At 42.0% G+C, this 24,861-nt stretch carries 15 protein-coding genes and 3 pseudogenes; 6 read left to right on the top strand and 12 right to left on the bottom strand.

The window, feature by feature from the left end; genetic code table 11:
- Positions 1-117 precede the first annotated feature (117 nt).
- From ACL02P_RS01675 to ACL02P_RS01650, 6 genes and pseudogenes are all read right to left on the bottom strand, one after another.
- Positions 118-654: an HD domain-containing protein gene (locus ACL02P_RS01675; RefSeq protein ID WP_023554869.1), complete on the bottom strand. Its 537-nt coding sequence runs from the start codon at positions 652-654 to the stop codon at positions 118-120.
- A gap of 39 nt (positions 655-693) precedes the next feature.
- Positions 694-3,234, bottom strand: coding sequence for a DEAD/DEAH box helicase (locus ACL02P_RS01670; RefSeq protein ID WP_412837303.1), 2,541 nt, complete (start codon positions 3,232-3,234; stop codon positions 694-696).
- Between the two features lie 224 nt (positions 3,235-3,458).
- Complete coding sequence (locus tag ACL02P_RS01665) at positions 3,459-6,143, bottom strand: DEAD/DEAH box helicase (RefSeq protein WP_412836708.1); 2,685 nt, start codon at positions 6,141-6,143, stop codon at positions 3,459-3,461.
- Positions 6,144-6,371: 228 nt separating this feature from the next.
- Positions 6,372-8,588, bottom strand: coding sequence for an AAA family ATPase (locus ACL02P_RS01660; RefSeq protein WP_412836707.1), 2,217 nt, complete (start codon positions 8,586-8,588; stop codon positions 6,372-6,374).
- A 115-nt stretch (positions 8,589-8,703) separates the two neighbouring features.
- Positions 8,704-9,084: pseudogene (locus tag ACL02P_RS01655) on the bottom strand (type I restriction-modification enzyme R subunit C-terminal domain-containing protein); the annotation flags it as partial.
- 228 nt (positions 9,085-9,312) lie between these two features.
- Positions 9,313-9,567 (bottom strand): hypothetical protein, encoded by a 255-nt coding sequence (locus ACL02P_RS01650; RefSeq protein WP_412836706.1) that lies wholly within the window; start codon positions 9,565-9,567, stop codon positions 9,313-9,315.
- A gap of 700 nt (positions 9,568-10,267) precedes the next feature.
- On the opposite strand from ACL02P_RS01650, the gene ACL02P_RS01645 reads away from it, so the two are divergent.
- A complete protein-coding gene (locus ACL02P_RS01645) occupies positions 10,268-10,618 on the top strand; it encodes a hypothetical protein (RefSeq protein ID WP_412836705.1) in 351 nt (116 codons plus the stop codon).
- A 37-nt stretch (positions 10,619-10,655) separates the two neighbouring features.
- Positions 10,656-10,922: a DUF3653 domain-containing protein gene (locus ACL02P_RS01640; protein ID WP_412836704.1), complete on the top strand. Its 267-nt coding sequence runs from the start codon at positions 10,656-10,658 to the stop codon at positions 10,920-10,922.
- Positions 10,923-10,999: 77 nt separating this feature from the next.
- On the opposite strand, the gene ACL02P_RS01635 is transcribed toward ACL02P_RS01640, so the two are convergent.
- The 5 genes from ACL02P_RS01635 to ACL02P_RS01615 form a co-directional block, all read right to left on the bottom strand.
- Positions 11,000-11,890: a carbohydrate ABC transporter permease gene (locus ACL02P_RS01635; protein ID WP_412836703.1), complete on the bottom strand. Its 891-nt coding sequence runs from the start codon at positions 11,888-11,890 to the stop codon at positions 11,000-11,002.
- Between the two features lie 11 nt (positions 11,891-11,901).
- On the bottom strand, positions 11,902-12,795 hold the full coding sequence (locus ACL02P_RS01630) for an ABC transporter permease (protein WP_412836702.1): 894 nt from the start codon (positions 12,793-12,795) through the stop codon (positions 11,902-11,904).
- 812 nt (positions 12,796-13,607) lie between these two features.
- A complete protein-coding gene (locus tag ACL02P_RS01625) occupies positions 13,608-15,002 on the bottom strand; it encodes an ABC transporter substrate-binding protein (protein WP_412836701.1) in 1,395 nt (464 codons plus the stop codon).
- A gap of 74 nt (positions 15,003-15,076) precedes the next feature.
- Positions 15,077-15,907 carry a carbohydrate ABC transporter permease gene (locus tag ACL02P_RS01620; protein ID WP_412836700.1) on the bottom strand — a complete coding sequence of 277 codons (831 nt, stop codon included), beginning with the start codon at positions 15,905-15,907 and terminating at the stop codon, positions 15,077-15,079.
- Between the two features lie 12 nt (positions 15,908-15,919).
- Positions 15,920-16,819: a carbohydrate ABC transporter permease gene (locus ACL02P_RS01615; RefSeq protein ID WP_412836699.1), complete on the bottom strand. Its 900-nt coding sequence runs from the start codon at positions 16,817-16,819 to the stop codon at positions 15,920-15,922.
- A 644-nt stretch (positions 16,820-17,463) separates the two neighbouring features.
- Here ACL02P_RS01615 and ACL02P_RS01610 point away from each other — a divergent pair.
- The 4 genes and pseudogenes from ACL02P_RS01610 to ACL02P_RS01595 all read left to right on the top strand — a co-directional run bounded on the left by ACL02P_RS01610 (position 17,464) and on the right by ACL02P_RS01595 (position 23,299).
- A complete protein-coding gene (locus ACL02P_RS01610; RefSeq protein WP_412836698.1) occupies positions 17,464-19,032 on the top strand; it encodes a sulfatase in 1,569 nt (522 codons plus the stop codon).
- Positions 19,033-19,410: 378 nt separating this feature from the next.
- The gene (locus tag ACL02P_RS01605) at positions 19,411-21,000 is read left to right on the top strand and encodes an IS5 family transposase (protein WP_051425225.1); all 1,590 of its coding nucleotides are present in this window, start codon (positions 19,411-19,413) and stop codon (positions 20,998-21,000) included.
- A gap of 405 nt (positions 21,001-21,405) precedes the next feature.
- Positions 21,406-21,576 (top strand): annotated as a pseudogene (locus tag ACL02P_RS01600) (IS1380 family transposase); the annotation flags it as partial.
- A gap of 769 nt (positions 21,577-22,345) precedes the next feature.
- On the top strand, positions 22,346-23,299 hold the full coding sequence (locus ACL02P_RS01595; RefSeq protein ID WP_412836697.1) for an alpha/beta hydrolase: 954 nt from the start codon (positions 22,346-22,348) through the stop codon (positions 23,297-23,299).
- 64 nt (positions 23,300-23,363) lie between these two features.
- On the opposite strand, the pseudogene ACL02P_RS01590 reads toward ACL02P_RS01595, so the two are convergent.
- Positions 23,364-24,671 (bottom strand): annotated as a pseudogene (locus ACL02P_RS01590) (transposase); the annotation flags it as partial.
- Positions 24,672-24,861 lie beyond the last annotated feature (190 nt).

Below are 24,861 nucleotides of genomic sequence, written 5' to 3'. Positions count from 1 at the left end.
AAATCTCATGCGGATATAAGTTCAATAGCTGCATCAGCGCTGTGCAGAAGCCGATCAGGATGATTGGCCCTTCACTATTCGACTGAAACTCGATCCCGCGTTCCACCAAATAGTTAGCTAGACGATCGAAGTCTGCCTCATATTTCGGGACTCTTCAAGCAACTTAAACCGTGATTTGTACCCGAGGCTTTCCACCAGCCCCTTATAGTACCATTCCTGACTATCACGTCCTCGTTTGAAACGAGACCATGCCTCCTCACCGTACTGCTTCAAGTCCCTCTTAATCGAACGAATATTGTGTAGTTTGTCTGCACAGGACGTCTGCCGAATAGCAACGGTTGCATGTTTAAGTTCATCGAGCGTATGCTGCTTTCTTTCCTCCCATGATGCACCTTTGTCCGGTTCTGAGCAGCCTTTTACGATTTCCAATACTTTAGGACCGAAGAAGGCCAGTAAATCCTCCTCCGTTGTATCGGTATCTTCCAACGTGTCATGCAAAATTCCAGCCGCGACAACTTCCTCCGAACAACCTGCCCGCTGCAAAATCATGCCCACAGCATAAGGATGACTAATGTATGGTATCTCTGTGCCTTTTCGGCGCTGTTCCCGATGTGCAACGGCAGCAAACTCAATTGCCTTATCGATTAAAGTCATGGACACGGTTTCCTCCCTTCAATTTCAAAGATCAGTTTCTCATGAATGGTTGCAAACCGGATATTTTTGCAGGTGATTAAGAACCAGCAAAGCCCCAGCCTTATGCAGCGGCTCATTCTGCTTCTCACAATGAAACAGCTGAATGCAGGATGGGCAGCCGTCCGAACAACCACAGCTGCTAATGATCTGTTGGGCTTTCTCCAAGAGAACCCCGAATTTTTCCGCAACGACCTCGACTATACCTGAACCGCCTCCTGCTTGGCTGTCGTAGAAGAACATTCCGGGCATTCCAAACAATGCTGAGCCAGAATAAAAAGAGGTGTGCTGAAAATCAGCCATACTGCACCTTACAACGGCCGGTATCGCCGAAGCTATGGCATGTTCAACCGCATGAAGGCTTCCCTCAGCCATGGTCTCCAAGTCAATGGTATCGCGATCCAGTACATCATTGAGCAGACCTTTAAGTTCATCCCTTCCTTGGTGATCCCACATCAGCCAAAACGCCTCGGTTTGGAAACTGACAGGATATGTGTTTGTCAATTGCACGGTTTCGGGAGGCGTTGCGCCGTGATTGTAGATTTTTTTGTAGCCAAATGTGCTTCGTTTTACGATGATGTTTCCAAGATTGGATTTGATCGCCGCGTCACTTCTCAGTGGATTGGTTATGTCATGGATTTCAATGCTATCGCGAACAATTCCGCGGGTATGATAATCCGTTCTTACCGGCTCCACAACCACTTTGCGTTGCTTACCGTTGACCCACTTGACCTTATAGAAGGTACGATTGTCAGGTCCCAGAAATACTGCATCCACGTGATAATCTCTTATTAAGGAACGCTCATCTACACTTTGAAACAAGATGTCCTCATTCCAGCCGTTCTTGGTTACAACCGTATAAGTAGCCCCCATTGTAAACAAAGTTTGATATCTTGGCGTTTCACCATGATAGAGGAGTTTCCCTTCAATCTGCTGCCACTGGTCGCTTGCTTCCGCAACCACCTTGCGAAGCGCCGAAGAGCGAACATAATTCATAGCATTGGTCAACGTTCCTCCCAGTTCGTGAGCTGCGTATGCGAGATGCTCCTTTAATAGCTTGGGATTCGTTGTATTAATCGCTGCTGATTCAGGCGGGAGCTTAAAGAATTCTTCAGGATTGCGGGCAAAGTATTGCTGCAATGGCTCTTCCTGAAGCATCATAATCACCACACCGTCTCTGCTGCGTCCCACACGTCCAGCCTGCTGCCAAAAGGAAGCCTGGGAGCCAGGGTATCCGAGTAAGATACATACATCCAGACACTTCACATCAATCCCGACCTCTAGGGCGCTAGTAGTGACCACTCCAAGGATCTCGCCTTGCTCAAGTTTTTGTATGGTTCGTTCTTTAACTTCTTGCGTGAGGTATGCATGGTACGGCAGAAAAAATTCATGTGGTTCGTCTGCCGAAAGCCCGCCATGATCATGAAGGTGGCTGCGCAGTATCATGTTTATTTCACGACTTAAAAGCTGGGCTTGCTGGCGGTTGCTTGTGAAAATGATACTTCTCGGCCATCTTCCATCCTTGTAGATCGTGCGCAGAATCTCATAGAGATCGGAAACAACGGCCCTTTTCTTTTGCTCATCGTCTGATAAGCCCGGATTCCACATCAAAATCGCTTTCTTCTTTACTGGCGCTTGTACTCCCGATATTTCATGAAATCCTTTCATTCCACGCATTCCTGTTAATTCTTCAGCTAGATACTTTGGATTAGCAATTGTAGCCGAGCAGGCAATAAACTGGACGTTTTTATTTCCCAACCTGTCACATAACATTCTTAATCTGCGAAGGACCAAAGAAACCTTTGAACCTAACAAGCCTGAGTATTGATGAAGCTCATCAATAACGACAAACCGAAGATTTTGCAGAAAGCGCAACAGCCCAGGGCCTTTTCCCTTAGGCGAACCTGCACCTTGAAGAATTAAATGCAGATAGTGTACGTTGGTCAGCCAATAGCGCCCCTCAGAGAACACGAAGCTAGATGCCTGATCTTTTCTCATATGCTCTGGAACGTTACGTTGCCCGTGGAGAACCCCAACGGATAATTGCTGTCCATTAACAGAGAATCGAGAAAATCCATTAAGCGAGATTTGATTCCCCTGCTCTTCTACATCATCAGCCCATTTTTTCAAGTGAGCGTACTGGTCCTCGACTAATGCCTTGAACGGGGCCAAATAAAGCGCACAGGCATTCGGATCAGCAACCAATTTTTCGATGATGGGAACATTGTACGCCAATGATTTTCCAGATGCGGTTTTCGTGCAGAGAACGACATTTCTGCCTTCACGGATGTTCTGTATAGCTTCCCCTTGATGCTCATACAGTTTATTAATCCCCAGAGAATGAAGCTTCCGCTGCAGCCAACTGGGCATAAGGATTTGGTCAGCATAAGCGCCTTGGTTGGCGTCAATTTGATGCACGTGGACGTCACTTCGAATACGAGTTCCGAGTTCGAGCAAATTCTGGACGAGTTTTTCACTATCGAATACATGTTGAACAGGAAGTCTTCGGTCTGTGAGCAATTCCATTTCTTCCGGTGTCAGCATGTCGTCCAAGATTGAATGTCTATCATGTGAACAATAAACGCCGGATGGTTTGTTTATATAGGACTCCGTATCGGGTTCAAGGGAGCGCCATTCTGAAACTCGAATCCCGTTTGCCCGTTGATGGATCTTACGGTAATAGCCCTTTGGATCCGCCTTATAGCTGATTTGAATGAAGTCCCCGTAAGGTCTTTGGCCTCCGCAAGCGGAACAGATTACAGGCATTCTTAATCGATCCCTTCTATCAAAATCTTCAGCAGCATTTTGGCTCCAGGTTTGAACAATTCAATATTCCCTTTACCTGGGAGCTGCACGCAGCTAGGACATCCTTCGGCACAAGGGCAGCTCTCAATAAGTTCAAGAGCCTTTCGAAGCACTTGCGGAAGTTTCTCATAGATCGCTTCGATGGTCCCGAGACCGGACCCGTTCTCGCCATAGAAGCCGATAACAGGTCTATTGGCAAAAGCCGTCATCCCGCTCGCCGAAAACCCTGTAAAATCATTAGCGTCGCAGATAATGAGGTCAGGAATAACCGAAGTCATAGCGTGACCTGCAGCGTGAAGGGAAGCTTCAGCCAATAAGTCGATGGATCTGCCCTCATCCGCTAACTCCTGAATGCCATTTTTCAATTGGCTCCATTGAGAATCCGTTAGTGTAACCCACATTCCTTCCGGAGTGAATCGGGTGACGGACGGATGATCCAATTGAACCTGCTCAGACTCATGCTTCTGTCCGAAGTAAACTTTTTTATAACCGAAGACACTCCGCTTAATCTCCAGTTCACCATAAGCCATATCGATTCCTTCGATGTGTTGCTTCTGATAAGTCTGCATAATATCGATGATATCGCGATAAGTAGATTGAGTGTAATAGGTTAGTTCCTGAATAGGCAATACAATAATTTCACCTTTTCTGCGATTGATAGAGTCTACTCGATAGCCTTTCTCTCCAGGAGTCCAATAGATCGCGCCTTCATAAAAATCACGAAGAGCACTCCACTCATCCAAACTGTCTACTATCGTTTGATTTTGTCCCCGAATGGTTACGCTGTAATTTTTACCAGACATTGATCGAAGACTAAACTTGTCATCAACGGTCGCCTCATCGTTAGCTGTTGCAGCTACTTGCAGTACAGTCTCAATATAATCTTCGAGTAATCCAGGAAACATGTCCTGCAAGTCTTCCTTCGTGACTTCTCTCCCGAGCTCTTCTCTTAGTAACGGGATGTGCATGGCTAACAACTTGTAATTTGTTGGATTAATCCTAACTACCTCGGGAGCTTTATGGATAAATTCAAGCGGGTTACGCATGTAATACTGCTGAAGCGGTTCATCCTGCCAGATCAGTATGGCAACACCCTCGCCTTTGCGGCCAACACGTCCGATCTGTTGGGAGAATGCCGCTTTCGATCCGGGATAACCAACAAGAACGGCAAGACTCAAATCACCGATATCAATCCCGACTTCAAGGGCATTGGTAGTAATAATGACATGAATGTCGTGGGACTTGAGTCTCTCAATAATCCGTTTCCGAGTATCATTCGGCAGTATTCCGGTATAAAATGCCGCGAGTTTTTCTCCTTCCACTTTCTCTTTTGGTAGTCGGAGAGGCTGGCGCAAGACGTCTTTGATATAACGGGTAAATACCATAGTCTGGCTGCGAGAAGGTTGAAAAATGATGCTCTTAATCACTTTCTGATCAACAGTCATGATCTGTTTCGCCATCGTAATGGCATCGGTAGAAGGCGCGCGGCGGACTTGTTCATCGGCTGACATACCGGGATTCCAGAGGACGATCCCCTTTTTCTGATGGGCGGAACCATCTGTATTGATGAGGGTGAATCCGCTAAGACCTGTAAGATCCTCTGCTAATCTAATAGGATTTTCAATCGTTGCTGAGCTCGTAATAATCTGGATGTTGTGAGTATTACCAAGTTCTCGACAAACCTTAAGCAGGCGTCTGAGTACCAATGCGACATGACTTCCGAATGTACCTCGGTACATATGCATCTCATCAAGCACTATAAATTTGAGGTTCCGCAGATAATTTCGAATGTGGTGTGCGGTCGCGTACTTCACCTTCTGAACTTGCCCGAGAATGGAGTAATGAATCATATCCGGATTCGTCATCCATACCTGTGCTTTTTCCATGATTCGCTGCCGCGGCCCATTCTCGGTATCACCATCCAGCCGGCCGATATGAATCAGGCGATCTCCTAAGTGCAATTGAGTTTCAAACCACTCATCCAAGGAAGAATTATTCTCCGTTCGTTGCATGCCAAAACGTTTAATTTGATCCAACTGATCATTTGCTAACGCTTTTGTTGGAAATATGTATAATCCACGTTCTTCAGGATGGTTATATAAACGACTAAGAATCGGCAGGTTATAGGACAACGTCTTTCCGGATGATGTTGAAGTGACCAAGACAACATTCGACCCAGAATGGACTGCATCGGCTGTTTGTGCTTGGTGAGAATATAACTGCGTAATTCCCATTCGATGTAAGGCGTCCTTGATGGGCTCTGGCGTTGATTCAGGAATATCCGCAAAAGTAGCTTCTTTCGCAGGAAGTGTATGAACATAAATCTCGGCAACTTCTTCCTCGGCCAACTTCTTCAGCTTATCCAGTACATCATCGGATGAAAATTCATGACTTACTACGCCGGGAATCCGGTTATCCTCACATAAAATAAATTCTTCTTTCTCCAATGGAACAATTGCAAAACAAGACGGACAGTAAATTCCCTCCTCGAATCCACGGAGTTTTTCAATTACAGGAGTCCAGTCTGAGCATTTGATCCCGGTTGGCGAATATTCAAGCAATCGTTGTTCCCCGGCTTGGCTGATCTTATTGGAAATTTGAATCGCCTTCAGCATATTGGTGCATTCCGAGCATTTCAGAAATGCCATACCCAATCCCTCCATCGCTAATGTCTGTTGATCCTATTTAAACATAATGATTAGACTATAGGTTGTCATCGAATATACGTTCCTATGGAATAAAATCCCTTTAGTAATAATTCGACAATATAGGTAGTAAGTCCTGTGAAAATACGAAAAAACCCAAACAAAGCCAAAAATAATCGCTTTGTTTGGGTAAGTATCATTGAATATTTTTTACGAGAAAGACTGAATCAATCATGATACTTGCGCTTGAGGAATCTCATTCGCTTCCTCAATACCCATCATCATTTTGTAATGTGCATGATGGTTTGTAACCTTGAATATCTTCTCGAATATATTAAGGTACCTTGCATTTGTATCTAGTGGATGTTCAATATATATATCATCGCTTGCAAAATGTGACCCATCATTTGCCCAGGATAAAAGCGATTTACATAATACCTTTTCTTCTTCTTCGAATTTATTCAGAATATCAGCTTCACTAATATTACCAAATACTTTAAAATAGTTTTCTATAATTCTACGAATCAAGTTTTGAACCGTTGTTGTGGAACTGCTCTGTGCTGCGGATCTAAGTTCTTGCCACATTAATTCGTATGAAGTTTTTATTGGATTTGTATCATAGGGCTGAGCATCTGTAACATTATTAACTTTTCTAATAATCCAGAAGGTTTCATCGTGTAATTTTCCGCCTTTTGAGCGCCTTTTATCAAAAGTTACTTCCTTATGAAAGTAAACATTATGGGTTAAAACAAATAATTGAACGACATTGTTTCTATTGTTCCTGATATCATCAATAAGTTTCAAAATGAGATTGCTAACGATAAATAGTACATTGCTATCTAAGCTAGAAATTGGATCATCAATCACAACTACTTTATTCTCTGTAATAAGATCTCTGTTATTGCTTCCATTCAACAGGTGCATAAAATATAGGAATGTTACGAATGTTTTTTCTCCTTCACTTAAAGTCTGATTTACATCTTCTCCAGTAGATCGTATCAAACGATAATTCCCCTGAGTTTGAGTATGTGCAAATTTGAAATTTGTAAAATTATACGCCTTTAACAGACGATTCATTTCATTTATGGATGGATTTACACTTGTAATTTGTGCCTCTAAACCTTCGATATCGGAAATTAATCTATTTTTCTCAGATGTTTTTGACGTGATACCATCTTTTATCCCGGTTATTGCATTCTTAATGCTAAATTCTTTTCGTACATATTTTTCATGATTATGCAGATTTTCATTTGCTATGAATCTCCATATCTGATCCTTAAGTAGTTGTTCTTCCTGGGCTCGGTTATCAACCAACCTGTTATGTGCTTGGATCTCCTGATTTATTCTCTCGATTTCCAGATTTATATTTTTTATATACTCATGAACAGGAACTAAAACAATTCCCTTACTCGGTTCTTTTTGTTTTTGTTCAATTAATTCGAGATTGATTTCATTTTTCGATCTGATTAGTTCAAATTGTTGACTAATCTTCTCCTTATCTATATACGGTAATTCATTTAACAATAGGTCCTGGATTGAAGATTCGAGATTGCTATAAGATTCCATGTATTGATCAACATAATTTGCTAGTTCCTTCATTTCATTCTCATAAGTTTCATTAAAATATTCTTCTAATTGATGTATAAAACCATCCGGCAATGACTGTTGACAAAAAGGGCACATTCCTTCTGAATTATGTACATGGTCATATCCTTTTTTTACCCAATCGCTTAAAGCCAGTCTAGAAATGAGAGCAGCAATATCGACCTCCTGCTTACCAACAATTTGTTTCTGGAATATCTCATTTGAACAAGCAGCATTCAGTTCATCGTTTTTTATTGATTGAAACGTTTGGATTTTCACTAAGCTTCCATTAAATAATTTATTTGAACGAGCACGTAAATCCTCTAAATCACATAACTGAACTTCAAGTGAATGCGACTGTTTACATTTATTCATAAAGTTTATTTTATTATTTCTGACTCCTGAAAAAGCTTGTAAAAACTCATTATCATATTTTCTTTTTAATTCCCAGCAATCATCTATAAATTCATTTTCATTCGCGTTATATTCCTCTTCTTTATTGAACAAGTTAGTGCGCATTCTTCGAATCTCTTCGTCAAATTTATCAACAAGCCTCTTCTTTTCAGTAATTTCATTTTTTATTTCAGTTGACTCCTTACCTAATGTGAATATACCCTTGATGTTCGAATCCTGATGGAAATTTTCCTCCACAAATATCTGGTTATATACCAATGTTTTTAATGGCTGTGATGCCCAATCAATATTACAATCCGTGAAGTTCTCAATATTTTTCATAGCATTCGACAATGTAGTTTTCCCACTTCCATTGGAACCGTAGAAAAAATTTATTTTCTTTAACCCACTAAAGACAACACCTGTATTATTATAGGTCGCAATCTTCTTAATAGAAATCTCTTTAATCATTTACTTTTATCACCCCGTAACCGTTAATTAAAAAAGGCGTAACTAAAATAGATGTCCATTTTAGTTACGCCCAGATGCAAGTAATTAATTTATTAGTGTCTAGAATTCGTAAAAACTAAGCCCCAACAACCTCAGCGTTCTTATTAATCGTATCAATAATACCGATAATTGCCCGTGCATCGTCCAGATTATTACTGAACAGTTCCGTTATACTGCCAACCGAACGGAACGGCTCCTCTTGGAGTACAGATTTTTCAATGATACCGTTTTTAACTACATACTCGATAATCAACTTCACAAACCGTAGTTGATTGACATTCAAGCGATTTTCTTGGAGAAATATCATGAATGCTTCATTCGCAGCCTCCTGATCAAGCCCCACAACCGTACGCACAAGCTTAGTTACCGGTAAATCTTTATATTCCCGTTCATAATCCTCTTTGGTTCCGAGTTCTCCCCACAGTATATGTTCGAGCGTCTCCAGATCCTGTTTGGTACGTCGGGTGATGACTCGGGCCGCAAGAACTCTTTTCTCACAAACTTCCCAAGGATGCAATTAGAGGCCCGTCACCCTTCAAATCTTCACCCGATGTACTTCTCAAAGGCTTTTTTTCATTATATTCTTAATGGTTCGCGCGGCTTCGCTTATCCTTCTGGCAGAATTCGCGATCGAATCTTTTATATTCATTAATCTATCAGGCCTGTTACATCCGCTCAAGCGTCATCAGTCCATCCCGCCGCCATAGAAGTTCGGGATTTCATCCCCGTTTTCGTATGACGTTCTGTTCAATACATCCGTATCCAGAATATCAACGCCCCACTCAAGCTTCACATGATTACCAAGCTGGTAAGCGTTTAGCTGAGGGGTTTGCGCTTCATTAGCAGCGTATGCCGTTCCGAATGAAGGGATTGACGATGCTAGGATCGCCGCTATCAAACCGCACTTTAATACGGCCTGTAGTCTTCTTTTCCTCTTCATGTTAATCCTCCATATATGAATTTTTCAAAGAACAATTAAATGTTGCATCCCGCTTCGGCTGAAACAAAAAACACCTCGCTACACAGGCTTAAGCCTATGTGCGAGGTGCTTCCTCGTATCCGGGTATGCAATTAATTTAATTATAATTGTCTACACATCATATGTAAACATCCCAAAAACACACTTCGGATCGTACTAACCCTTCCTATCTGCCTCGTACATTTCAGATGAGATTATTTGTGTCCCTCGAGTAGATTTAACCTCGATTGGTGATAGATCAAACAGTCGCAATGATATGTATGCTGCACTGTAGATCCTGGCATGAGTGACTCAAGCATATTAAGGTGGTAAGTTGTCATCCATTTATGATAATGGCTTCGACACTTATTAATCATGAGATTGATTTTTGTTACGTTCACAAACCTGTACTCCTTCCATTTCTATCATCCAATAAATCTCGCCCTGAGCTATGATTTTCTGAGTGTTTAGTCCACTGCAGCTAATGCGGAGTCAATTACCTTTGTGAAATCACTAAGTGTAGGATTAATGGCTCTTCGGATTTTGTGGTGGAAACTCAAAAATAATTTCCAGCCAGATGTTGACTTTAACATACAGTTGATGTATGATAAAGACATACAACGAGACAAACACAAGCCAACAAGCCGGAGATGCCGGATGAGGACGGAAAGGATGAATGAAGATGAAAATAGTAATCAAGGAAACAGGCGTAAAGGATACTCTGGTGTTGGTTGACTCTAAAACGGGCATTAATTGGGCGCAAGACTTCATTGGTAACACGGGAGCGTTGAGTGATGGACAGTTTGTGTACGACGAGGATAAAGAAGCTTACCTTGTGAGCCATGATGATTATGAGTTTTGGGTCGAGACGATTCAAATGTATCAAACCTTGGAAGATCGCATCGCCGAACTGAGTAATGAGCACGGAAGAGATGCGGTGGAAGAGGTTCTCAAAGGAATTGATCAGCTCGACTATCAAGATGAAGCCCGCGAACAACTAAAGGCGCTTGACGAAGCTTTTGGAGTTAAGTAATGACGCAAGACCGGAAACGTCTAGGGGGGTATAAGTGATGGTGCTATCAGGAGCATGGGAGGGTTGGATTCTCACACAAGATGAGCTTATATCCCCATCTGGTCGGAAATACAGACCTATTGATATTTCCGACTACGAAGATCTTGTGGGATACGCTGAAGCTGCCGAGATCCTAGGATGGGATAAACGGCATGTAGGGACGTATCTGAAACGCGGGACATTTCCAGAACCTATACAGCGGCTTGCGAGTGGACCGATATGGACGAGAAAGCAGATTGAAGACTACCGGGACGCTCGTAAATGAGCGTCTTTTCTTTTTCCAGCCATTCCACCACAAAATCCGAATACCCAGAAATTTTTGATTTATTCATGAAAGTCCGGTTAGCCTTTCACCGAACCAATCATGACACCCTTGACAAAATATCGTTGCAGGAATGGATACAAGACAAGAACAGGAAGACTTGAAACAACCACCATTCCGTACTTCACAAGACCTGCAACCTTCTGTTCCTCTACTGCATCGTTTGAATCATTAATCATATCCAGCTGCGCCTCACTAACAATCAAAATCTTGCGCAATATCATTTGCAACGGATGAAGATTTACATCATTCAAGTAAATAAGTGCCTGAAAGTAGGAATTCCACATTGCAACTACGTTAAACAGCACCATAACAGCTATTATCGGCAAAGAAAGTGGTAGAACCATTTTCGTAAAAAATTTAATATTACCACACCCATCCATCATCGCCGCCTCCAGCATCTCTTTGGGTATCGTACTCTGGAAAAAAGTTTTGACAATGATCAATTGATAGACACTCACTGCACCAGGAACAATCATCGCCCACACAGTATTAACCATCCCAAGGTTTTTGACCAACAAATAGGTCGGAATCAATCCACCGTTAAAAAACATCGTAAACAAAATCAAAATCATAAAAAGACCTGATAGCGGCAAATCCTTCCGTGAAAGAGCATAGCCCCCTGTGATAATAAGGCTAACTCGAAATATTGTGCCAAACACTGCATAGAACACCGTATTATAGTACCCTCTCCATATCTCATCATCGCTCAAAATGCGCTCATAGCCTATCCATGTAATGTCCTGGGGCAAAAATCGGATTTGTCCTGCATTCACTAGGTCCGGATCGCTGATAGAAGCAATGATAATAAAGTACAAAGGGTACACAACAATAAACAAAACCCCACAGAAAAATATGACATTCATCACATCAAATAATTTATCCGATTTACTTTTACTCAAAGTATCCATGTGCTGTCCCCCTACCACAGACTTGTTTGCGAGAAACGCTTGGCAATAAAATTCACACTGACTAGCAAGATACAATTGATAACTGAATTAAACATGCCAATTGCTGCAGAATAGCTATACTGTGCATTTAACAGCCCACTCTTATAGACATAAGTCTGAATAATTTCAGCTGTAGAAATATTCAATGGATTCTGCATCAAATACACCTTCTCAAAACCAACTGACATAAAATTGCCAATATTCAGAATAAGCAATACAATCACTGTCGGCATAATTCCTGGCAAATCTATATGCCAAATTCGCTTTATTTTACTTGCTCCATCTACAACAGCCGATTCATGCAACTCTGGATTAATTGATGTGAGTGCTGCCAAATATATAATCGTTCCCCAACCTGCATTTTGCCAGACACCGGACCAAACAAAGATGGAGGTAAACCATTCCGCTTTGGCCATGAAATATACACTATGAAACCCCAATCCCTCCAACAGTTGATTTACAATACCATTTCTTGGATTCATAAATAAGTAAAGCATACCCACAATGACAACTGTGGAAATAAAATGTGGTGCGTAAGTGACAGTTTGTACAATCCTTTTAAACTTCCGGCTTGTAAGCTGATTGATCAGCAATGCCAATATAATTGGTATTGGAAAAAGAACTAGCTCGTAAATACTAATCGTTATAGTATTAAGTAATATTTCCCAGAATTTGTAATTTTCGATAAAACGCTGAAAATTATCAAATCCAACCCAGGGACTATCCAATATCCCTTTGAACGGCAAAAAGTTTTTGAACGCAATTTGTAAACCATAAATCGGACCATATTCGAAAATTGCAAAATAAAGAAGCGTCGGCAGAAGCAATAAGTATAAATCATAATATCGTTTCCATCGTGCTAGCAAGTTCTTCCCCTCCAATCTTATCTTCTAAACTTGTTGTTGAACTGTACTCTCCATAAGCTCTCCAATTCTTAAGCGCTTTCAGAATGTCGCATGCATCGTAATCTTAGCAAGTCATTTTCTTGCTTGCAATCGGTGAAATTCGGAATCATATGCGAAAAAAATAAAGCCTGAAATCCCTGTCGTATCAAGGGATTTCAGGCTTTATTAACTTTTATCATAAAGAAGTGAGAGGCTTCGATTGTAAATATGATTAAGGATATGTGCAATTTGATGCTTTGCTTTATTGAAATCATTTCCCTTTCTGAGAATGGACAATGTTTCATAAGATTACGACAGCATAGACAAATCTTCGTAAGTTTCCCCAATAACAATAGTCCAAGACATTTTCGTCAGCTTAACGAGTTTTCTATGCCATGTCGACCAGAGCCCCTTGTCCTTTGAGGACGCAGATTGAATCGGGATTTAATTCACATCGCATAGACAGCTGAATCGAAATATTTCTCATTTCGACCAATTGACTGTCCATCGTATCCCGAACCTGCTCCAGCATGCCTCAATTCACTTGCAGTACTTGCTTCTGCATCATGGAAACCATATATTGATCCGAAAAGAATATGGTTATAAATACTGGAAAAATCAATAGTGGCATATAGAAGGCCAAATATTCATAGAATAACAAAATGTTTCCTTTATTTCCCCGAAAATCCTGAATACACTCTTCACCACATTTCGATATTTCACGTAATAAAACCATACCCAGTGCAATAAACTCGCACTGGATATGGTTGCTGTAGCTTGTTATCTCAATCAATCTATTTATCTTGAATCGCCTTATCGCCGCGTTCTTTGATGTTTTGAATCGTGGATTCCAGATCTTGCTCTTTGACCAGATATTTTTCAACTTCTTCGGTAATAACCTTCTCGTATTGGACATTGTTTGGTCCCATTACTTTTTCACCTACAAACTCAGCTTCTGGACTTGTGAAAATATATTTGAGATGGTCTACCGTAATATCATCATCTGCCAACAACTCACCAAATTGATTAAACAAGTTGTCTTGTGCAACCGTACGGTTGGCTGATTCCGAAGACACAGCATATTTTGCTGAAATTCTGCTCAAATCAATGGCAATTTCCAAAGCAAGCTCCGGATCTGCAGAAGAAGGGGAAATACCAAAACCGTTCACGATTCCCCACGTTTTCATCTTCTCACCACTGTCCACTGGCATTGGAGCAACGCCGATTTTCCAGTCACGAGGGAAATTATCCTTGTCAGCCGCCCATGGCAACACCCAACCACCTTGAATATTCATACCGTATTGACCATTCATAAACGCTGGAGGATCAATTTTTGAAGTTACAGTATTCGCATGGGTCGGCATACTTTTATCCACATGCATCATGTTGTAGACGCGTTCCAATCCTCTTGCGAAGGCCGGTTGTTCAATATTGGACAATCCTTCCTCGTTATAGAAGTGTTCGCCGCCACCAAGTTCCATGATCGCATCTCCATACCAGAATGTTCCCCATGGCAGATAAAATGCGCCATACACTTTATCAGAACCTTCACCGCTTGTCAGCTGTTTAGCCACTTCACGGTACTCATCCCAAGTCATCGGTACTTTATCATCTGGATACGGCACACCAGCCTTATCAAAAATATCTTTGTTGTAATAAAGCGCCCATCTGGTAATGTTATGTGGCACAATGAAAATTTCACCATTATTAGAAGCATTCTCTACGTATGGTCCAAATTCCTTATCGAAATCGACACCGATTTCCTTCGCGAGATCATCCAGCGGGACGATCGTGCCTGCATCAGCCCATTGCTGCTGAATCATCGGATTGGGAACAATCATAATATCGACCTGACTGCCACCAGCTATAGCAATCGGAACAGACGTAAGGTAATCTGCTTCCCTGCCATGAAATTCAAACTCTACATGACTATATTTGTCCAACGTCTGAATTTCTTTCATCGCTTCCTGCATTTTAATATCTTCATCAATGCCACTTAGATGAATAACCATCTTGATCGGATCCTTCTTCTCGGACTGCTCATCTGTTTTTTGCCCACCTTGATTGCTCGCTGCTTTGTTATCATTCTGACCTGCGTTACCATCATTGACTGAATTATTATTGCCACAAGCAGCCATGATGAACAGGAGCATTGACAACACCAAGAACAACATCATGCCTCTTTTCATTTTCATTCTCCCCTTTTATCATATTTATCATTAAGCAGCTTTGCCCGCTTAATAACCACATCACATAGCGAAAATTACCCTTTCACGCCAGAGAGGGCGATCCCTTCAACAAAATGTCTCTGGGCAAACAAATACACAATGATAATCGGAATTAACGCCATTGTTGCACCAGCCATCTGTACAGCGAAGTTCGTAGAATACTCTCCCTTGAAACTGGCAATCCCTACACTCAGCACTTGATTTTTCACATCACTGATATAAATCAACGGGCTTAAATATTCGTTCCATCCCCACGTAAACGCCAAAATAAATAAAGCGGTAATCTGTGACTTGGCTAGTGGCAACACAATCCGAAAAAAAGTACTATACTCATTACAACCATCGATTCTTGCTGCCTGAAGCAGATCATTAGGAATGGATGTGAAAAATTGACGCATCAAGAAGATAGAAAAAGCATTAAACATCCATGGTAATGCTACACTTATAACATTATTGATCAGACCGAGTGACTTAAAAATCATAAACTGTGGAATGATCCGCACTTCGACTGGTATCATCATCGTAGCGATAAATATCATAAAAATTACATCTTTCCCTTTAAACTCCAGCTTGGCAAATGCATATCCGGCAATGGTGCTTACAGATAAAACAAGACAAACAATATACAAGGTAACCAAGGCCGTATTCATATACCAATTCAGAAATGGAAATTCTGTCATCGCCGTGATATAATTGCTTACATTGATCTTGGAGGGTATCCATTCAATTGGCATTTTGAACACTTCACTTTCGTACTTTAGCGAAGCTGACATCATCCAGGCCAATGGAAAAACCATCAAGACACCAAACACAGCTAACATTAACGTTAAAATGAGCATGGAAAGCCCTTCCCTGCGAATATTCATGACCTTCCCTCCCTACACATATTTCACCCAGTATTTTTGCCCAATCCACTGAATCATCGTAATGATGACAACCATAATGAAGAACAACCAGGATACCGCTGAAGCATAGCCCATATTGTATTGTTTGAATGCGGTATCATAAATATGAAAGACCATAGTTACCGTTGAAGTACCCGGTCCGCCATTAGTCATCACCATTACTTCAGCGAAAATCTGGAATGAAGAAATCACAGAAGTAATAACCAGAAAAAATGTAGTTGGTGAAATCATGGGCACGGTGATCTTGAAAAACTGTTGCAGTTTATTGGCGCCGTCGATGGATGCCGCCTCATAATAAGTGCGGGAAATCCCTTGTAGCCCAGCCAAAAAGATCACGATACAATAACCAACATTTTTCCAGATCCAGAATAATGCAATCGTAGGCAAGGCCCATTTCACGCTAGTTGACCATCCAGGTACTGGATCGACACCAAGGGATTGCAATAATGCATTGACTGGTCCAAATTCGGGATGAAAGATAGCCGAAAAAACTAGAGCTGCTGCAGTAATTGTCGTGATATACGGCACAAAGTACATCGCTCTCAGCACGCCTCTACCCATGATTTTCGTATTGAGCAAAGAAGCGATTACCAAAGCCAGAAACAATAAAATTGGGACTGCCATGATCACAATCAAGATGTTGTTGACAAAACCTATTCGAAAATATTCATTATCAAAAGCCTCTTTATAATTTTCAAGACCAATAAATGTAGATCCTTCAGCCCCTTTGAACATGTTCCAATCCATGAAGCTTATATATAAAGAGTTAAACAGTGGATAAGCCATAAATAACATGAATCCGATAAATGCAGGCAAAATAAAGGAATACCCGACCAAATTGTCTCTAAGCGTGATCTTTCTTTTTGTTTTCATATTCTCCTCCCTTTTTTCTTCAACAAGAGCCTAAATCTCCGGTGTACCGATGTTCCAATGAATATTTGATTTAGTAATCACACGATACATATGATTAACAATGTCGCGATAGCCTTCCAGCTTATACTTCTCGTAAGCTTAATGGTCCCAGACATTTTTCCTCCGGATCGTGATTCAAGTCATATTATTCACCATATTCATTATTTATATAATGAACCGTTTTGACTCCGCATCGAATCTCCCCGTTGATATACCTTGCTTTCATATTTTCGCTGGAATTGGATCCTGCGCCGCTTCCAGATAAGTTTCAACACTATCGATATCGTTGACTTCATCGGCACCTGGAAACCTTTACAGCATTTGATCGGCGGTTGCACAAACATCTGCATACACATGCCTTGCATGGAACGAACATTCGACAACATTTGCTGTTGCTGTCATCATCATTCCTAGTTGCGCCTTAAAAACCGTTAATATTATGTTTGCACCCCCCTATTTAACTATATATATAACAATGTTTTGTATTTAAACAATAAACGACAGCGCTTACATTGTCAATTATTTTTTATACAATACTATATATATAATAATTGACTATATTTAAAATTAGATGTATGTTTAATTTAATACTATTTAAATAAGGAGTGATTCACTTGCAAACAAACAAACGACCACACGTTTTTTTTCTAATGTGCGATGAGCTCAGAGCAGACAGTCTTGGTTATATGGGAAACTCCATTGTGAAAACCCCTCATCTTGACAACCTGTCTAAAGATGCCGTCATATTTGAGAACGCCTATACCAATTGCCCGATGTGCGTACCTGCCAGAGCAAGCATGATGACAGGCAGAAATCCGATCAGCAATGGTGTTTTGGATAATGCGATGCTTATGATTGACGATGAAAAGCCTCTTCCTGATTTACTTCGCCAAAACGGTTATACAACAACGCTCTTTGGTAAGCTTCATGTTCATCGCTCCGCTGAAGAAATTGGGTTCGAGGAATTTCAAAGTGGATATGGCGATCCTTATACAAGTTTTCTCGGCATTAAAGATCCCGAAATGCGAAAAAAGTCCAGCTACAAAAAAAATGAAGGAGATATTCCTTTAGTTATCCACGGAGAAAGCCCAACCCATCCCGATCAAACACCATGCTCTCGGTTAACAGAAGATTATATTCGTCGCATATCAGAAATTCCGGGAAGTGATAAACCGATATTCCATCATCTATCCTTGCATGACCCACATACACCATACATGCCAACAAAACCATACTCTGAAATGTATGATCCAGCACAAATGCCGCTTCCGCCAAACGCAGGCAGATCACTCGATGATAAACCGATCACCCATCGGTATTTTCACAAAGTGCGTGGCTTTGACAAACTGACCGAAGAAGATTACCGTAAAAGCTTAGCCAGCTATTATGGATTGGTCACCCATGTTGATGATCGCATTGGAAAAGTGATCGCCAGATTGAAGGAACTGGAGCTTTATGATGACTCCTTGATTATCTTCACCTCAGATCATGGCTCGATGATGGGGGAGCATGGTTTCGTGGAGAAATGGGGACACATGTATGAGCCTGTCGTTCGAATTCCGTTATTAGTAAAGCTGCCACAAAATGTAAACGGTGGCATGCGACTCGATACGTTTGCAGAAATTATAGATATTCTGCCTACTATATTGGATGCTGCAGGAATTGCAGTACCGGAAGAGGTCCAGGGAAAAAGCTTGCTGCCCGTATGCCGCGGTGAATCGAAGGAGCATCGAACAGAAGCCCATAGCCAATACTTCTGTGGTTCTCTTCACAGAGAGCCAGCACTTATGATCCGCGATCACCAATGGAAGCTGACAATCTATCCGGAGCAAGAATCGATCCATGAGAAGCTTTATGGAGACCATTACTTGAAATACTCATCGTTCTTCGACCTGCCACTAGTAGAAGGAGAGCTTTACGATTTGCTCAGCGACCCTTACGAGCAGCATAATCTGTTCGATAATCCGAAGTATGCCGCTCAGAAGGAAGAAATGCTGTCCAAGCTTGAAAGTTGGAAGCAGAGTTTGGGAGCGCTCGCTGACTATCGCGGATTAAAGCAAGCGAATATGAATCAAGTCTATAAATTCATCCTCGATCAAGCTGACAATTGGAGTAAGGTTGCCGATACACTTCAAGCTGATGGGGGAATCACGCAATGTACGCGACAACAATAATAATATGGAAATAGGGTGAAATGATGTAAAGGAGAAGGTCCAATACGTCCTAACAACAAAAATGCTAGGGCTGTCAAGTAAGCTTCCTAAAGTAAAAAGGTTGGACGAGAAAAATCACATTTTATAAAATGTACCCAATAAGATGGACTCTTGAAAAAGATCATCTTATTGGGTCTTTTTTGTTTATCAAGAGAAATCTAGAGGGAATTGACGTTTTTATGCAGAAATCATAGGTAGGGCTTGCTGAACGAACAAAAAATCCTTATTCCACAAGGGATTTGAGCTACTTTTGTCGAATTTATCTGCAAGGAAAACATAGAAAATTGGCAAAAAACCTTGCAGATGGAGTGAGCGAACGTGTTCGTGCCGAATCGGGATATGGCAGATCTGTTGGAAAATTTCTACTTACCCTTTGGCGGGAAGCTTAATCCTGGGAATCGCTGGGTACAGCTTGCCGCACTCATCCCTTGGGATAAAGTGGAAGAGAAATACTTCCAATCCTTCTCATCGATCGGCATCGGTCAAAAAGCATATTCGGTTCGCATTGCACTCGGTGCCCTCATCATCAAGGAGCGCCTTGGTTTAAGTGATCGGGAGACCACGCTGCAGATCCAGGAAAATCCGTATTTGCAGTTTTTTCTCGGCTACAAGGAGTACGTGGACGCAGAGCCGTTTCATCATTCGCTTATGACGCATTTTCGGGAACGACTCAGCATCGAGATCCTTGCGGAGGTCAATGATTGGATTGCACAAGCGGCATTGAAAGCGGAACAAGAAGAAGCTGCAACATCTAAATCCAAGAAACCATCGAGACGAGACAACGATGACGACGACACCGGCGGTTCTCAGTTGACCATGATGGAGTCAGAGAAAGCTCTCACCATTCCCGAGGAAGTTCATGCCCCGGCTAAGAATCACCGCAACGCGACAAAACGGTTCCATGATTTGCCGCCCGCGTGCGAGCCGACAGCAAACGCCATGAATAAGGGAACCCTCATGCTGGACGCTACATGCGCACCTGCGGACATCAAATATCCAACGGATCTGGGGCTCTTGAATCATGCCCGAGAAATCCTCGAAGATATCATCGATGTGTTGCACCATCCCCATATCGGACAGATGGAAAAACCGCGAACCTACCGCAAGCAAGCCCGAAAAGCGTTCCTGGGCGTCTCCAAACAACGCAAAGCGTCAGGCAAAGTGATTCGAAAAGCCGTTAAGAAGCAACTCGGCTATGTGGGCAGAGATTTGCGAATCATTGAAGAACTCATAAAGCACACGCCGCTTGCGGTACTGTGCAAAAGACAATATCGCTTGCTTCTCGTGATCTCGGAGCTATACCGGCAGCAGCGTGACATGATGGAGAACAAGACGCATACCGTACCGGATCGCATTGTGAGCATCGAACAGCCGCATGTTCGTCCGATCGTCCGCGGCAAAGCCGGCGCTAACGTGGAATTCGGCGCTAAAATCGCCGCCAGTCTGGTTGATGGCTACGCCTGGATCGAAACGGCTGGGTGGGACAGCTTCAACGAGGCGACCACGCTGCAGGATTCGGTGGAAGCGTACAAACAGCGGTTCGGATATTTTCCCGCCGTCATTCTGGCCGACAAGATCTACCGCAATCGCGATAACCTGAACTACTGCAAGGAACGTGGGATTCGTCTTAGCGGACCGAAGCTTGGCAGGCCATCCAAAGAACAACGTGACGCCGATGATCGAAAGCAAGAGAAGCAAGACGCTGCACAGCGCAATGCGATCGAAGGAAAGTTCGGCGAAGGCAAACGCAAGTTGGGTTTGGGCCGAATTTGCGCCCGCGGTGCTCATACAAGTTTAACTGTCATCGCTATCCAGTTTCTGGTTATGAACCTGGAACGGCGACTGCGGGTTCTTTTTTTCTCTTTTTTCAGATTCATTGCGTTCCGTCCGATTTTTTGCATGAAAACTGCAAAGAAAATCACGGTCTAGGCTCATGCGTTGCGAGCAGCTTAAATTGATCTTGTTCAGCAAGCCCTAGGTATATCCCAATTCTAATTTTTCACCACAGGGGTGCCTATGATGAAATTCCAATTTAAACAATCCAAAGAACTTCTTTTAACAACTCATGCAGGTCTAGCTTCGGTTGGGGTGTTGCTTGCTCATACAGATTTAACCAAGCGCTTAAACAAATCCAAGCTCAAAGGGATGGAGTTTCCCCTTCATTCTCATGGTGATGTGATGAAAAGCTATCTTGGGCTGCTTCGTCAACGATTAGATGCTGCTGCCCAAACACTTGATGTCAACTGGAACGAGGTATTATTGCAAGAATCTGCAACATTAATTCGTAAAATCGATGCTACGGTCACGAATGTTGAAGCTGGTGAATATCGCTACATTCCTTTGGACATTGATATTTCGCCCTTTGACAATTCAGGTACGAAAAAAGAAGATGTTTCGCGCACGTATAAAGGTGTCGATGGTTACGCACCAATCTTTTCCTATCTCGGACAGGAAGGGGATGCTGTCAATACGGAATTACGAGAAGGAAGTACACATAGTCAAAATGGTGCTGCATGCAGGCGTATTCGCCTACAATCTCCTACGAATTATAGGACAAGAAAGCTTGAAAGAACAGGATTCACCAATAAGAAACAATGTGAAACGTCGACGAATTCGCACCGTTATTCAGAACATCATTTACATTGCAGCACGCGTATCCCGTCATGCTAGAAAGACCTCTTTGAACTTCGGCTACGCCAGCCCATGGTTTTCCGTAGTCAGGGGGCTTTACCAAGCCTTCAGTTTCTAACGTTGAGTATTTTAAAATGAAAAAATTGCTGAGAAGCCATTCCGTCCATCGGCCATGGCTGTTTTGTGCTGGGCTGAAAATGTAAAGTCAACGATCATCACACACTCTGCAAGAAATTCACCAATGTAACGAAAATAAATGAATCATCTCAAAACAAAATTCCATAATATTGCTGGGCTGGAACCTAGCAAACTAGGTGTGTCACGGATTCAGGTAACAATTAGGCGTAGTTCAATAAAGAAAAGCCTTGTAGACAGAATAATTTATAGTTTGTAAAATTAATGTATAAACGAAGAAGCATTTCTATATATATTGAAACTTTTTTGTAAAAGTTTATTAATCTAGCAAAAGGCATAGAGGTAATGAATGTTATCGACAATTAACATATGAATAACGAGTTGATAAAATTTGAATTTAAGCTTTTCCAAATGAAGGGTACTTCACAGAAATCATTTAGATTAGGGCAACTGTATTTTACAATGAACAGCAACCCTAATAATGGAAATAACTTAAAGGAGTTAAGCGATGAATATATATGTACATGATAAAAGGAGATCCTTCAAAAGTGTATTGTTCGAGCAATTTCTTAAACTATTAAATACCAAAAAGATGTTTAAGAGCGTAGAAAATATGAAGAAAGCCTTAGAACAAAGGGCTGTAGAAAATAGCAAGCCGTATACAATCGAGAAAGTAAAGTTGAAAAGTTCGATAGTGGAAGGCTCCTTTGAAGATATGCAAATATTTACACTAAATGATCAATCCTCTTCAAAGCAAAAAGTGGTTCTCTATCTTCATGGTGGTGCATATACGAACCAGCCTCTAAGTTTCCACTGGAAGTTCATAGATAAGATCGCCCAAGCATTAAATGCGAAAATCATCGCCCCCATATATCCAAAGTTACCGCATTCCAACTATCAACATACATATCCCAATCTCATTCATTTATACAAAACAATCCTGGCTTCTGTCGTAGATCCACAGCAAATCATCGTCATGGGGGATTCGGCAGGGGGAAATTTATCCCTTGGTTTAGCGCAGTATTTAAAACAACAGGATATCCCTCAACCAAAGGAAATCATTTTACTCTCTGGTAATGTCGATATGGTACTCGATCATCCAGATATACCAAAGTATGAACGGGTCGATCCGATGCTAGCATTGGCCGGCTTTGATGTCGTTCGGCGTATGTGGGCAGCGGATAAAACTCTAGATGATCCAATTATCAGTCCGATGTACGGTGATTTTCATGGAATTGCTAGAATCACACAATTTATTGGTACCCACGAAGCCCTATATCCAGATGCGATTCGCTTTGCCAGGAAGTTGCACGATCAAGGGATTGAACAGCAAACCTTTGTATATCCAAAAATGAATCATGTCTTTGTCCTCTTTCCGATTCCTGAAGCTAGCGATGCATTTCAAAAAATAATACATATTATTACGGATGGTGAAGGCAATTCCAACTGTTTGAACCGATAAGTTTATGCGTTAATGGTGAGCCTACGATACATACCGCAAAGAGTTGGTTGTATACCGCGTGCTAGGTGGTGCCAAACAAAATCGGAATGTTTAAGTATTGTTTCACCCAACAGAAAAACACTTCGATCATCCAACGCTCTTGATACATCTCGGCAATCTTTTCTGCCGATGTCTCAAGGACGTTCGTGACGAATTTCTTAGACGGACGAGCCATCGCTAATGCAGAAGCGAGCAAGACAATGGCGTTTAAGTATTGATGTGTTGTCACCTTCTGAATACCCCAAACGTGCATGGCGTCTGCGGTCAGATACGTTTTCAATCGGGAGTTACATCGTTCTACGCTGGTTCTTTCGTTATACAGTTCCTTCCAGCGATTGGTGTCCCGATGTGGGCTTGAGTAGCGTCGTACATCGCTTTTCGTATCGACTTTGATGACCATGCCATAATTGGAAGCTGAACATGAAGCCATTCCCAGTGGACAGTCCACCTTGCCTGTGGCATGAGGACAGCGAAACTTCAGGTAATCGCCATTGGCTCCCCAATAGGTCATAGCAAACCCCATTGAGCAGCAAGGCGTACCACTTGATGTCATGCCAGCAGGCGGTTTCTTCTCATTGCGAAGGTTCATTGGAATAATCGCTTGTGCCCTTACGTTCCATGCTGCTTCGTAGTTTTTCAGTTGGTCATAACCGGCATCAAGCATAAAGAACTTTACTTTCGTCTTAGCAATCACTTGAGCGATGAGGGACGGAGCCATATCGCCGTCATTGACATGAGCTGGTGTAACGGAGAGCTCCATCGATAACTCACTTGCAGTGTCCACGGCAAGATGAAGTTTATAGCCGAACCACTTCATCTTGTTGCCAAATGAGTCGAATTTTGCCCCCCAATTAGCATTACCAGTCAGCTCGCTTTTTCGTTTCGTTAGTTTCTTCTCATAGGCATGGATGGCTGCACTATTGATCACAACATGACTTCCGTCGATAATTTCTTGTTTGCATTGGGTAACCAGATCATCAAACAAGCGCTTAGCTAATCCTTTGCTGGTTAATTCAGTGAAAACACGGCTTAATGTAGCGATAGACGGAGCTTTACGATCGAGTGGAAGCCCACATTGATAACGAAATAGAAGATCCACCTCCAAACGATGCTGTAGCCTCGTAAAGGTATCGATATTTTCAAGCGGTGCAGCAAGCAATGCACGAAGAATCCCCTGCCTACAGTGTTCATCTGCCCCTCGGGGGGAACGACTTCTCAATTCCTTGGCGTAAGGACGTAAGTTCAAGGCACTGAAAAAGATAGGCAAACATTCCTTAGATTCAAGTTTTTGTAGTTCATCAAAGGAAAATAGACTTTCTTGGAGAATATACATAGTGACTTCACTTCCTATCGGAGTTTTTTGGTTTGGTCACTAGAAAACTTCCCCATATTAGAGTGAAGTTCCTTTTTTATGTTTGAAACCCCTTGTAGATCAAGGGCTTAGATTAATGCAAAATGCTCATTTAAAAAATGAATTCCGAGCGTCCTGCTTTCGTAGTACACTCGGAATTTTTGGTTTAGGT

The sequence above is a fragment of the Paenibacillus sp. MB22_1 genome (assembly GCF_047200555.1).
GTDB classification, from domain to species: Bacteria; Bacillota; Bacilli; order Paenibacillales; family Paenibacillaceae; genus Fontibacillus; species Fontibacillus phoenicis.
This window is presented reverse-complemented; position numbering and strand designations above follow the sequence as displayed.

Bases quoted from the DNA above. Each gene is read 5' to 3' on its own strand.
- ACL02P_RS01675 (WP_023554869.1), bottom strand. From the start codon at position 654: ATGACTTTAATCGATAAGGCAATTGAGTTTGCTGCCGTTGCACATCGG.
- ACL02P_RS01670 (WP_412837303.1), bottom strand. From the start codon at position 3,234: ATGCTGACACCGGAAGAAATGGAATTGCTCACAGACCGAAGACTTCCT.
- ACL02P_RS01665 (WP_412836708.1), bottom strand. From the start codon at position 6,143: ATGGCATTTCTGAAATGCTCGGAATGCACCAATATGCTGAAGGCGATT.
- ACL02P_RS01660 (WP_412836707.1), bottom strand. From the start codon at position 8,588: ATGATTAAAGAGATTTCTATTAAGAAGATTGCGACCTATAATAATACA.
- ACL02P_RS01650 (WP_412836706.1), bottom strand. From the start codon at position 9,567: ATGAAGAGGAAAAGAAGACTACAGGCCGTATTAAAGTGCGGTTTGATA.
- ACL02P_RS01645 (WP_412836705.1), top strand. From the start codon at position 10,268: ATGAAAATAGTAATCAAGGAAACAGGCGTAAAGGATACTCTGGTGTTG.
- ACL02P_RS01640 (WP_412836704.1), top strand. From the start codon at position 10,656: ATGGTGCTATCAGGAGCATGGGAGGGTTGGATTCTCACACAAGATGAG.
- ACL02P_RS01635 (WP_412836703.1), bottom strand. From the start codon at position 11,890: ATGGATACTTTGAGTAAAAGTAAATCGGATAAATTATTTGATGTGATG.
- ACL02P_RS01625 (WP_412836701.1), bottom strand. From the start codon at position 15,002: ATGAAAAGAGGCATGATGTTGTTCTTGGTGTTGTCAATGCTCCTGTTC.
- ACL02P_RS01620 (WP_412836700.1), bottom strand. From the start codon at position 15,907: ATGAATATTCGCAGGGAAGGGCTTTCCATGCTCATTTTAACGTTAATG.
- ACL02P_RS01615 (WP_412836699.1), bottom strand. From the start codon at position 16,819: ATGAAAACAAAAAGAAAGATCACGCTTAGAGACAATTTGGTCGGGTAT.
- ACL02P_RS01605 (WP_051425225.1), top strand. From the start codon at position 19,411: ATGGCAGATCTGTTGGAAAATTTCTACTTACCCTTTGGCGGGAAGCTT.
- ACL02P_RS01595 (WP_412836697.1), top strand. From the start codon at position 22,346: ATGAATATATATGTACATGATAAAAGGAGATCCTTCAAAAGTGTATTG.